The following is a 12,050-nucleotide window of genomic DNA, read 5'->3' as shown; positions in this document are numbered from 1 at the left end:
CTCGAACGCCTGTCACAGGCGCTTGAGGACCGCCTGCTTGGCCAGGGTGAACTCCTCGTCCGTGAGCACCCCGGACCGGTGGAGGTCGCCCAGCTCGCGCAGACGGCGCAGCAGGGCGTCGTGGTCCTCCTCGGGGGCGGGCCGGTCCTGGGGCGAGGCGGACGGTATGAGCTGTTTCGGCGCCGGGGCCGCGGGGTGCGGGAGCCGGGCCTGTACGGCCGCCGCGACCAGGGCCATCAGCGGGTCCTTCTTGAAGCCCCACAGCTCGACGGAGTTGGGGTCGTACTTGGGCGGGGCCTTGGTCGGCGCGTTCCGTACGGTGAAGCGGAGGTAGCCGTTCTCCAGGCCGACCGAGGGCTGCCACTCGACGCCCGCTATGTCCGTCAGGGCCAGCGTCCGCGCCCCGGCCGCGGCCTTCGCGTCCTCCGTCTTCCAGTTCCACTCCAGCCGTACGCGGTCGCCGTCGAAGCTCACGGTGCCGTCCCCGGCGGAGACGGAGAGCGGGACGGCCGGGCCGGCGAGGAGATAGGCGTCGACCGCGTCGGTCGGCACCTCGTCCAGCAGCAGCGCGCCCCGGATCTCGTCCACGACGTACTCGGCGACGCCGAACCGGTCGGCGTCGACGCTCAGCTGGTACGGATCGTCGGCGTCGGTGAGCCGGCCGCCGGTCGCCTGGAGGAGGGGGTCGGAGCCGTCGCGCAGGCGCAGCCGCAGCCGTCCCGACCTCCTGCCCTGCTCGAAGGAGATGCCCGCCAACGCGCCCAGCGGGACGGAGAGTTCACCCAAGGTCTTGCGGAGCAGGCTCACGCTCTTGTCGCGGCCGGGGGTCAGCCGCAGTGTGTCGCCGTCGAAGGTCCACGTGCCGTCCCGCTGGAGGATTTCCGCCATGAGGGGGATTGTTCCACCGGCCGAAGGGAGAGATGGTCTAGACCTGAAGGGGGTGGAGGGGCGATGGTGGGGAGCGCACCGTTCGATGAGTGGAGGGAGCTCCTCGTGAGACCGCACCACGGATCGACCCGCCTTCTCGGTTCGCTGCTGCTGGTTGTGGCGGCCGGGATCTTCGCCGTGGGAGCCGCACCCGTGTCCGACAACACCCCTGCCGACGCCCCCGCCCACGCCGCCACCGTCCCGCTCGGGCAGGTGATCCCGGCCCCCGCCTCGGTCCGGGCCGGCGGAGCACCGTACCGGCTGACGAGCGGCACACGCGTCGTCGTGGCCGGCGGGCCCGAGGCCCGACGGGTGGGGGAGTACCTCGCCGGGATCCTGCGGCCCTCGACGGGGTTCCCGCTGCCCGTGACGGAGCGTCAGGAGGCCGGAATCCGCCTGCGGTTGGCCCCCGGGGAGACGGATCTCGGCCAGGAGGGCTACCGGCTGGAGAGCGGCCGTTCCGGTGTCACCCTCACCGCCCGCGCGCCCGCCGGGCTCTTCCACGCCGTCCAGACCCTGCGCCAACTGCTGCCCGCCGCCGTCGAGAAGGAATCCGCCCAGCCGGGCCCCTGGCTGATCGCGGGCGGCACCATCAGGGACACCCCGCGCTACGGCTGGCGCGGCGCGATGCTGGACGTCTCCCGCCACTTCTTCACCGTCGACCAGGTCAAGCGCTACGTCGACCAGTTGGCGCTCTACAAGTTCAACAAGCTGCATCTGCACCTCTCCGACGACCAGGGCTGGCGCATCGCGATCGACTCCTGGCCGCGCCTCGCCTCCCACGGCGGCTCCACGCAGGTCGGCGGCGGCCCCGGCGGCCACTACAGCAAGGCCGACTACCGGGAGATCGTCCGGTACGCGGCCGCACGCCACCTGGAGGTCGTCCCCGAGATCGACATGCCGGGCCACACCAACGCGGCACTCGCCTCCTACGCCGAGCTGAACTGCGACGGGGTCGCCCCGCCGCTCTACACCGGCACCGAGGTCGGCTTCAGCTCCCTGTGCGTCGACAAGGACGTGACGTACGACTTCGTGGACGACGTCGTACGGGAACTGGCCGCGCTCACGCCCGGGCGGTATCTGCACATCGGCGGCGACGAGGCGCACTCCACCAGCCATGACGACTACGTGAAGTTCATGGACCGGGTGCAGCCGGTCGTCGAGCGGTACGGCAAGACCGTGGTCGGCTGGCACCAGCTGACCGGGGCGACGCCGGCGCGGGGCGCCCTCGCGCAGTACTGGGGGCTGGACAGCACGGACGCGGAGGAGCGGGAGCGGGTGGCCGCCGCCGCGCGGAACGGGACGGGGATCGTGCTCTCGCCCGCCGACCGGATCTACCTCGACATGAAGTACGACAAGGACACGCCGCTCGGGCTCGACTGGGCGGGATACGTGGATGTGCGCCGGGCGTACGACTGGGATCCGGGGGCCTATCTGGCGGGGGTGCCCGGTGCCGCGATCCGGGGGGTCGAGGCGCCGCTGTGGACCGAGACGATCGTGACGCCGGCCGACATGGACCTCATGGTGTTCCCCAGGCTGCCGGGGGTCGCCGAGTTGGGGTGGGCGCCCGCGTCCGCGCTCGACTGGGAGGGGTACCGGGGGCGGCTCGCCGCGCAGGGGCCGCGGTGGGAGGCGCTCGGGATCGGGTACTTCCGGGCACCCCAGGTGCCGTGGCCCGCGCGTTAGGGCTCGGGGGCGCGTGTCCCATGCGCCGAACGGGTGAGATGCGGCGTGATGGCCCCGGAGCTAGCATGAACGAAATGGCCGCGCGAGCCCAGTGACCGGTGGCCGAACGCGGAATTGCCGCGACGTTTCCTCGCGTTCCTCGCGTTCCTCGTCTTCTTCGCACACCTTCGTGCCGCACCGTTCCCTGGGCCCGCGCACCCCGGAAAAGGAGATGGGGCGCGATGGGTCAGACGGACACTCTCATCGCCATCGAGAAGACCGAAGTGGGATACCGCGAAGGTTTCTCGAACGGGCATTACAACAACCGTCAGAAGTTTTCCCCCGCGGTTCCCGGCCTGGAATGGTCGCAGAACATGGCCTGGTGCCAGACCTTCCAGTCCTGGGCCTTCCAGCAGGCCGGTGTGAAGGGCCTGGCTCCGGTGACCGCCTCGTGCCTCGCGGCGGTCAACTGGTACAAGAGCCGCGGCAGATTCTCGTACTATCCCGCGGTCGGGGCGATGGTGTTCTTCGGCCCTTCGGGAGGGTCGCACGTCGGACTCGTCCACAAGTACGACGCGGACTACACGTACACCATCGAGGGGAACACCAACGCCAACGGTTCGGCCGAGGGCAATGGGGTGTATTTGAAAAAGCGCGCCCGCCGGGACGCCTATCTCTATGGATACGGGCTGCCGCAGTTCGAGGAGGGAGTGGTCACGGCCGATCCGGGGCTGAAGAACAAGCCCGGATTCACGTACATGGCCACTGCCGTCTCCCGTGAGTCCGACGGCCTGCTCGCGGCGGAGGCCGAGGAGGCGCTGCCCTGGGTGTCCGCGAACCAGATCACCTGGGCGGCCACGCACCCCACGGCCGAGGACCAGATCGAGGGCAACGGCCACGGCACGACGGCGGACGATGTCGCTCTCGTCCAGGACGCGCTGGAGAAGGTCATGGGCGTCGCCCCGGACGACCCGCACGCCGTGTTCGAGGCGGAGACCCAGGAACTCTTCGAGCGGTTCCGCGCGGAGAAGCTGGGGCATCACGAGGCGGACGGCCACGGCGTTCCCCGGCCCGCGGAACTGGTCGAACTGGGCAGGCGGTCGGACCTGTTCAACGTCCGGGCGGGCTCCTCCCCGGCCGCGGAACAGCCCTGGGTCAGCCTGAACCAGGTGGTCTGGGCCTCGACGCACAGCGCCGAGGAGGAACGGGCGCAGCCGGGCGGGGCGGCCAGTCCGAAGGCCGATGTGACTCTGGTGCAGGACGGGCTGGAGAAGGTCATGCACACGCAGGCGATCGACGAACGCGGGATCTTCGAGGACGCCACGCAGGCCCTCTACGACGAGTTCCGCCGGACGGTGCTGCACTACTCCGGCGCCGACGCCACCGGGACCCCGGGCATGCAGTCGCTGACGGAACTCGGGCAGCGCGCCGGACTGTTCCGGGTCCGTGACGGGTTCCCGTCGGGCGGGCCGACGGGCGGTGACGGGATAGGGGCCCAGGGGCAGATCGACCCGAAACAGGTGACGTTCCACCGGTTCACGGGCGAGGGGACGCCCGAGGAGTGGATCGAGCAGGCCGCCACGGCGGCGGGAGTCCAGCCGAGCCGCTACTGGGTGAAGGGCTTCCTGACGGCCATCGCGCGTGAGTCGTCGGGCAACGCCAACGCCTGCAATCTGTGGGACTCCAACGCGATAACACCTGCCGGCTTCAGCAAGGTCAAGGACTACGGGGACGGCTACCACGCCGATGGGCGGATCGTGCGGCGGAACGGCGCGCTCACGCACTTCCAGTGCTCCCGTGGCATCGTGCAGTGCATCCCGCAGACATTTGCCGAGCGTCACGCCCCCGGTACCTCGGTGAACATCTACGACCCGGTGGCGTGCATCGCCGCCGCGATGCGGTACGTCCGCAGCCGGTACGGCGTCACCGCCGACGGGTCCAATCTCGCCAGGAGGGTCCAGCAGTTCGACCCCAACAGGGACCCTCACTGGTACTGACGGCGAGGGCCGGGCCCGTACGACGAGTGACGGAACACGACGGGCACCTCGGAGGACCGTACTCCGAGGTGCCCGTCTGTTCAGGGGGCCGGGGGCTACAGGCCCGCGATGGGGTTCTTCAGGTTGCCCACCAGCTGGAGCGCGCCCGCCGGGTCCGCGAGGTCGACCATCTGCTTGTTGTTGCGGAGCTGGAGGCGGTTGAGGCAGGAGAGGGCGAACTCGGGGGCGAACATGTCGTACTGGGCGAACTTGTCGGCGAGTTCGGGCATCGCGTGCTGGTAGTCGCGGACGGACTCGGCGACCGTGCGCCAGAAGTCCTCCTCGTCCAGGACGCCTTCCTCGGCGAGGTTCGCGGCCAGGAAGCGGAAGAAGCAGTCGAAGACGTCCGTGAAGATCGACAGGAGCTTCTTGTCCTCGGGGACGTCGACACGAAGGCGTTCGACCGTCGGGGGGAGGACCGCGTCCGGGTCCATGACCGCGATCTCCTCGGCGATGTCCTTGTAGATCGCCCGCTCGACCACGCCGTCCTTCAGCACCAGGATCACGTTCTCGCCGTGCGGCATGAAGACCAGGTCGTAGGCGTAGAAGCTGTGCAGGAGCGGGGTGAGGTACGCCTTCAGGTAGCGGCGCAGCCACTCGGTCGGCGTCAGGCCCGAGCGCTCGATCAGGGCCGCCGCGAAGCCGTTGCCCTCGTGGTCGACGTGGACCAGGGAGGCCATCGTCGCCAGGGACTCGCCCTCCTGGAGGGACGGCACCGGGCTCTCGCGCCACAGCGCGGCCAGCATCTTGCGGTACGGGGAGAACTTGTCGGTGGCGGCCTCGTACTCCAGGTGCCGGTAGCCGACGGCCGCGCGCTCGCGGATGATCGACAGGCCCGTGGACTTCAGCACCGGGTCGTTGTCGATGAGGCCGGCCAGCCAGTCGTTGATGGCCGGGGTAGCCTCCATGTACGCCGCCGACAGACCGCGCATGAAGCCCATGTTGAGGACGGACAGGGCCGTCTTGACGTAGTGCTTCTCGGGGGCGGAGCTGTTGAAGAACGTCCGGATCGACTGCTGGGCCAGGTACTCGTCGTCGCCCTCGCCGAGGCAGACAAGGTGCCGCTGGGCGACCTCGGCGGCGAAGGTGACGGAGAGCTTGTTCCACCACTGCCAGGGGTGGACCGGGATGAAGAGGTAGTCGGCCGGGTCCAACTCCTGTGAGGTGAGTACGGAGTTGAAGCGGGCGACCGTCTCCGCGCCCAGCTCGTCCCGCAGGAAGGCCTCGTACTCGATGCCGACGCCCGCCGTGAACGCGGCCCGGGAGCGGTGCGCGGCCAGCCAGACCAGGCGGACGGGGCTCGCCGTCTCGGGGGCGTACGCCCGGTACTCGTGGACGCCGAAGCCGAGGCGGCCGTTGTTGGCGACGAAGCAGGGGTGGCCCTCGGTCATCCCCGTCTCGATGGCCTGGAAGCCGGCGTCCACCAGCTCTGCGACGGTCGTCTGCGGCTTGGTGAGCTTGTAGCAGGTGCCGGACAGGGTGGAGGAGATCTCCTCCAGGTAGACCGGGAGGATCTCGTCGCTCAGGCCGAGGGACCCCTTCAGCTCGATGAAGAAGTCCAGGGCGGCCAGAGGGAGGTCGACGCCGTCTCGTTGACGGGTGATCGAGTCGGCGTCGACCTGCCAGTGGTCGAGGGCGCGGCGGACGGCGGTGAACCCGTAGCGGGTCGCACCGTCGTCGCCGCGGACCTCGAAGCGGCCGTCGGCGGTGGCCTCCGGCGTGATGAGCCGCTCGTGGGCGAACTCGGCGAGGGCCTTGCGGATGAGCAGGCGGTTGGCCCGTGCCCAGTGGTGGGGGGACAGATGCGCGACGGCATCGGACAGGGTCATACGGCTACTCCTCGGGCAGCCAGGCTCTGGCTGCGAAAGAACTGCTCGCGGGTGCAGAAGCTCAGCAGCGCGCGCTTCTCCGGCTTGTCGATCTCGGCGTGGGGGACGAAACCGACGACTTCGTTGAGGGCGTGGACGGCCTTGTTGGCCACGTCCGGCTCGACGACGACCCGGTGGGTGGCCGGGTCCTCGAAGAGGTGGGCCATCACGGCGGTGATCACGGACCGGGTGTAGCCGTGCACGGGGGTGTCGGTCGGCGGCACCAGGAAGTGCATGCCGACGTCACCCGGCTCGGGCTCGTACAGGCCGACGAGTTCGCGGTGGGCCGGGTCGTACTTCTCCATGAGGAAGACGGGTTCGCCGTCGCGCAGCCCCAGCAGGGCGTGGTGGTGCGGGTCGGCCGCGATCTCCATGTACGCCCGCTCGACGTCCTCCAGCCGGGCGTCCTGCATCATCCAGTACGCCGCCTTGGGGTGCGTGACCCAGCCGTGCAGCAGCTCGGCGTCGGTCAGCGGGTCCAGGGGGCGGAAGGTGAAGTCCGTACCGTTCGGGCCGCTCATACGGCGAACTCCTGGAAGGCGATCGTCTTCTCCACCGGGTAGTACTCGGTGCCGAGCAGCTCGCGGATGATGTACGCGTTGCGGTACGCGCCCATGCCCAGGTCGGGCGAGGTGATGCTGTGGGTGTGGACGCCCGCGTTCTGCAGGAAGACGCCGCGGCCGGTGGTGTCGATGGAGTAGTTGCGGGCCACGTCGAAGCGGCCGTGGCCGTCGAAGACCAGCCGGTCGCTGATCGAGGAGAGGAAGGCCGGCGGCCGGTAGTGGTAGCCGGTGGCCAGGATCAGGCCCTCGGTCTCGATCTCGAAGTCCTTGCCCTGCTCGTCCTGGCGCAGACCGAGCGTGTACCGCCCGTCCTCGTAGGTGGCGCTGTTGAGCGAGGAGTTGGTGAGCAGACGGGTCGGGACCGGACGGCCGCCGGCGGTGACGTCCTTCTGGTAGAGCAGGTCGAAGATCGAGTCGATCAGATCCCCGTTGATGCCCTTGAAGAGGCCCTTCTGCTGCTTCTCCAGCCGGTAGCGGGTCTCCTCGGGCAGCGCGCGGAAGTAGTCGATGTAGTCCGGGGACGTCATCTCCAGCGTCAGCTTGGTGTATTCGAGGGGGAAGAACCGCGGGGAGCGGGTGACCCAGTTGAGCTGGTAGCCGTGGACGTCGATCTCGGAGAGGAGTTCGTGGTAGATCTCCGCGGCGCTCTGGCCGCTGCCGACGATCGTGATCGACTTCTTCGACCGCAGCTCCTCCTTGCGGTGCATGTACTGCGCGTTGTGGAAGAAGTCGCCGCCCAGGTCCTGGCAGGCCTCGGGGATGTACGGGACGGTGCCGGTGCCGAGGACGAGGCGCCGGGCGCGCAGGACGTCGCCGTCGGCCGTGCGTACGGCGTAGACGTCGTCCTCGTACGTCACCTCGGTGACCGTGGTGTTGAACCGGACGTTGCTCAGTCGGCCCGCGGCCCAGCGGCAGTAGTCGTCGTACTCGACCCGCAGCGGGTAGAAGTTCTCGCGGATGTAGAACGAGTACAGCCGTCCCGAGTCCTTCAGGTAGTTCAGGAAGGAGTACGGGGAGGTCGGGTCGGCGAGGGTCACCAGGTCCGACATGAACGGGGTCTGGAGGTGGGCGCCGTCGAGGAACATCCCCGAGTGCCACTCGAAGTGCGGCTTCGAGTCCAGGAAGATCCCGTCGAGTTCGGCGATGGGCTCGGTGAGGCAGGCGAGGCCGAGGTTGAAGGGGCCCAGTCCGATGCCGATGAAGTCGTGGGTTTTCACGGCGGATTCCGCGTACTCAGCGGGTTCAGGAAGCGACGCGGTCAAGGGATTCTCCCAGGTACTGCTCGGCATGGCCGGCGATCAGGTCGAGCACGACGGCGATGTCCTCGGCCGTGGTCTCGGGGTTGAGCAGGGTGAACTTCAGGTAGTGGCGACCGCCGACCTTGGTGCCGGCGACCACGGCGTCGCCGGAGGCGAACAGGGCCTTACGGGCGTAGAGGTTGGCGCGGTCGATCTCCGCCGGGTCGGTGACGGCCTCGGGGATGTAGCGGTAGACCAGCGTGGAGAGCTGGGGCTCCACGACGACGTCGTAGCGCGGGTCGGCGGCGAGCAGTTTCCAGCCCTCCTCCGCCAGGTCGCAGACCTCGTCGAAGAGCTGACCGATGCCGTCGGCGCCCATGGTGCGCAGGGTCATCCACAGTTTGAGCGCGTCGAAGCGGCGGGTGGTCTGGAGGGACTTGTCGACCTGGTTGGGGATGCGCTCGGTGACCATGCGTCGCGGGTTGAGGTACTCCGCGTGGTAGGTCGCGTGGCGCAGCGTGGCCGCGTCCCGGACGAGCACGGCGGACGAACTCACCGGCTGGAAGAAGGACTTGTGGTAGTCCACGGTCACGGAGTCGGCGCGCTCGATGCCGTTCAGCAGGTCGCGGCGCTTGCGGGAGACGAGCAGACCGCAGCCGTAGGCCGCGTCGACGTGCATCCAGGTGTCGTACTGGGCGCACAGCTCGGCTATCTCGGGCAGCGGGTCTATGGAACCGAAGTCGGTGGTGCCGGAGGTGGCGACGACGGCCATGGGGACCAGACCGTCGCTCTTGCAGCGCTCCAGCTCACGGGCGAGCGCCATGGTCTGCATGCGCTTGTCGCCGTCGACCGGGATGGAGACGACGGCGTCCTGGTCCAGGCCCAGCAGTTTCGCCGACTTCTTCACGCTGAAGTGGCTGACCTCGGAGGCGAAGATCCGCAGTTTGGCGGTGCTGTCGGTCTTGGCCTCCTCCCGGGCGAGGAGCAGGGCCTGGAGGTTGGACTGCGAGCCGCCGGAGGTGAACACGCCGTCGGCGGCGGGACCGAACCCGATGCGCTCGTTGGTCCAGTCGATCAGTTTGCGCTCGATCAGGGTGCCGCCGGCCGACTGGTCCCAGGTGTCCAGGGAGGAGTTGACGGCGGAGAGGACGGCCTCGCCGAGCACGGCCGGGATGACGACCGGGCAGTTGAGGTGGGCGAGGTAGCGCGGGTGGTGGAAGTAGACCGCGTCCCGCAGATAGACGTCCTCCAGCTCGTCGAGGACGGCGGCCGTGTCGTGCAGCGGCCGGTCGAGGTCGATCTCCTCGATGCGGGGGGCGAGGGCGTCGACGGTGACACCGGTGAACGGTCGTTCGGTGGTGGCGAGTTTGGCCGCCACCCGCTCCACGCCTTCGGTCACGGTGCGGCGGTACCGCTCCGCGGTCGTGTCATTGAGCAGGTGCGAGCGCATGGGGAGGTCCTCCGAGCGGGGCGGTCCGGGTGGGACGGAGAGGTGAGTGGGGGGGGTGACATCACGTCGTCCAACTTAGGTAAGCCTAACCTAACTAACTTCTGGGAAACCCTGACCCGTCCGTGACTGTGGTCACTTCACTGACTCCGGTTTCGGTGCCTGTCGACGCCCGACTACTCGCCGCGCTCCCGCAACTGCTCCTCCGTCAGGCCCTCACGCCAGTACCCGACGAAGGTGACGTGCCGCTTGTCGATCCCGCGCTCCCGCACGAGATGACGGCGCAGCTCCTTCACGCGGCCGGACTCACCGGCGATCCAGGCGGACGTCGGCTCACCGGGCGGGAGGTGGGCGGCGCGGATGGTGTCGAGTGCGGTCGGCGCCCCCTCGGTCCGCACCAGCCAGGTGATCTCGGCGTCGGCCTCGGTCGCCAGGTCCTGGATGTCCCCGGGGTGGTGGACCTCCAGCCAGACCCGGGCCGGGGTGCCGGCCGGCAGCGACTGGAGGATCGCGGAGGCGGCCGGCAGTGCCGTGTCGTCGGCCCAGATCAGCACCGGGCCGGTGTCCGTCGGCGGCCGGAACCGGATCGCCCGGTTGTCGGCGATCGCGGGCCCGAGCAGCACCACCCGGTCGCCGGGAGCGGCCTGGGACGCCCACCGCGAGGCGGGCCCGGCGGGCACGGCGGCCCCGGGCTCCACCCCGTGCAGCACGAAGTCGATGTCGATCTCGACGGTGTCGCCGTGCGGGTCGCGGCGCAGCCCCCGCAGGGTGTACGAGCGCATCACCGCCCGTACGTCGTCCGGCAGTTCCCGCCACGCCTGCCACCAGCCGTCGCCCAACTCGTAGGGCACGGTCGGGACTTCCTGCCCGGGGTGCGGCAGGAACAGCGACAGCGACTGGTCCCGGCCGTCGGAGAGGAAGAGCCTGAGGTCGTCCCCCGCGAACGTGACGCGCACGTACGACGGGCCGAGCCGCTCCGTCCGCACGACCTGAAGAGAGAAGAAACGGAAGGGGGCGGCTACGGCCGTCGTCATGGGGGGCTCCTGGATAGGGGGCGGGAGCGTGTGGGGTTGCGGGTTCGTGGGCGGGTGCGGGTCCGGTGGGGGCTGGTCGCGCAGTTCCCCGCGCCCCTGAAAAAGCAGGGGCTGCGCCCCGTGCTTTTTCAACGGCCCGCAGGGGCCGTTGCCTTTAGGGGCGCGGGGAACTGCGCGAGAAGCCCCACCGGAGCCGCAGTCGACCCACGGCTTCAGCCCTAGCTGACCTTCTTCGCCTTCTCGATCGCCTCGGCCAGCTCCTCCAGGAGCGGCGCGCACTTGTCGTAGGACAGGATCGGCTCGGGGTTGCGCCCGATGACCTGGCCGGCCTTCACCGCGGGCAGCTTCTTCCACGTCGCCTCCTCGATCGCGTCCGGCTGGATCGCGGAGGTGCGGTTGTCCATGATGATGACGTCCGCGTCGTACTTGTCGACGTTCTCCCAGCTGAGGTTCTCGAACCAGCCGCCGCTGGCCTTCAGCGCGGCGGCGCTCGGCTCGACGAAGTTCACGCCGAGGGCCTTGAAGTACTCCAGGTCGATGGAGAGGTTCGAGCCGGACACGTAGAAGATGTCCTGGCTGGCGGAGCCGGCGAGCACCTTGATGTCGGGCTTGGCCTTGGTGGCCGCGCGCAGCCGGGCGGCCGCGTCCTCGAACCGCTTCTTGGCGGCGGTGACCTTCTCGGACTCCGTGTCCGCGCCGAGGGACTTGGCCAGCTCCAGCACGCGCTGCAGCGGCTCGGTCAGCTGACGGTCGTAGACGGAGATGCCGACGCTCGGCGCGAGCTTGGCGATCTTGTCCTTGGAGGCCTCGGGGACGTACCAGAGGGTGCCGGCGTCGTCGAACATCGTGGTGATGAGGACGTCGGGGGCGAGGGCGGCGTACTTCTCGACGTTGAACTCGTCCCAGACGTTGCCGAGGACGGTGACCTTGCTGACGTCGAGGTCGCCGGCCTGGACGTCGGCCTTGCCGTCGGCCGTCTTGGTGGGGCCGAAGACGCCCTTGACGCCGACGCCGTAGTCGTGGAGCGCGGCGGCGACACCCACGAAGGCGACGATGTTCGAGGGGGCCTTGTCGGTCTTGGCGGTCACGCCGCGGTCGTCCTTGAACGACCAGGGGCCGGACTTGGCGGCAGCCGTCTCCTTGTCGGAACCAGTGCTGCCGCCCGTCGAGTTCTCGTCCCCGCAGGCGGCGAGCACGGCACCGAGGCCGAGTGCGCCACCGGCGGCGAGGATGCCACGGCGGGTGAGGTGAGCGGCTCTGGCGTTGGACATG

General features: G+C 69.4%; 9 protein-coding genes. 2 read left to right on the top strand and 7 right to left on the bottom strand.

The window, feature by feature from the left end; genetic code table 11:
* Positions 1–12: 12 nt before the first annotated feature.
* Positions 13–888: a DUF4429 domain-containing protein gene (locus HW837_RS38550; RefSeq protein WP_093791010.1), complete on the bottom strand. Its 876-nt coding sequence runs from the start codon at positions 886–888 to the stop codon at positions 13–15.
* 105 nt (positions 889–993) lie between these two features.
* Between HW837_RS38550 and HW837_RS38545 the strand changes: the two genes are divergently transcribed.
* Positions 994–2,613 carry a beta-N-acetylhexosaminidase gene (locus HW837_RS38545; protein ID WP_237310202.1) on the top strand — a complete coding sequence of 540 codons (1,620 nt, stop codon included), beginning with the start codon at positions 994–996 and terminating at the stop codon, positions 2,611–2,613.
* Positions 2,614–2,834: 221 nt separating this feature from the next.
* On the top strand, positions 2,835–4,589 hold the full coding sequence (locus HW837_RS49160; protein ID WP_052682861.1) for a CHAP domain-containing protein: 1,755 nt from the start codon (positions 2,835–2,837) through the stop codon (positions 4,587–4,589).
* 95 nt (positions 4,590–4,684) lie between these two features.
* Here HW837_RS49160 and HW837_RS38535 read toward each other — a convergent pair whose 3' ends face one another.
* The 6 genes from HW837_RS38535 to HW837_RS38510 all read right to left on the bottom strand — a co-directional run bounded on the left by HW837_RS38535 (position 4,685) and on the right by HW837_RS38510 (position 12,049).
* Entirely contained in the window at positions 4,685–6,457 is a 1,773-nt protein-coding gene (locus HW837_RS38535) for an IucA/IucC family protein (protein WP_193381049.1), read from the bottom strand.
* Positions 6,454–7,017 (bottom strand): GNAT family N-acetyltransferase, encoded by a 564-nt coding sequence (locus HW837_RS38530; RefSeq protein ID WP_193381050.1) that lies wholly within the window; start codon positions 7,015–7,017, stop codon positions 6,454–6,456. The genes HW837_RS38535 and HW837_RS38530 overlap by 4 nt, the downstream gene beginning before the upstream one ends.
* On the bottom strand, positions 7,014–8,276 hold the full coding sequence (locus HW837_RS38525; protein WP_234442513.1) for a lysine N(6)-hydroxylase/L-ornithine N(5)-oxygenase family protein: 1,263 nt from the start codon (positions 8,274–8,276) through the stop codon (positions 7,014–7,016). Before HW837_RS38525 ends, HW837_RS38530 begins: the two co-directional genes overlap by 4 nt.
* Positions 8,277–8,301: 25 nt before the next feature.
* A complete protein-coding gene (gene desA, locus HW837_RS38520) occupies positions 8,302–9,747 on the bottom strand; it encodes a lysine decarboxylase DesA (protein WP_045557704.1) in 1,446 nt (481 codons plus the stop codon).
* A 173-nt stretch (positions 9,748–9,920) separates the two neighbouring features.
* Positions 9,921–10,778: a siderophore-interacting protein gene (locus HW837_RS38515; protein WP_193381051.1), complete on the bottom strand. Its 858-nt coding sequence runs from the start codon at positions 10,776–10,778 to the stop codon at positions 9,921–9,923.
* A 218-nt stretch (positions 10,779–10,996) separates the two neighbouring features.
* Entirely contained in the window at positions 10,997–12,049 is a 1,053-nt protein-coding gene (locus HW837_RS38510; protein WP_045557702.1) for an ABC transporter substrate-binding protein, read from the bottom strand.
* Position 12,050: the final 1 nt, after the last annotated feature.

The sequence above is a fragment of the Streptomyces caniscabiei genome, assembly GCF_014930365.1.
Classification (GTDB): domain Bacteria; phylum Actinomycetota; class Actinomycetes; order Streptomycetales; family Streptomycetaceae; genus Streptomyces; species Streptomyces caniscabiei.
Note: the sequence above shows the minus strand (reverse complement) of the source record. Positions and strands in the feature narration are given on the sequence as shown.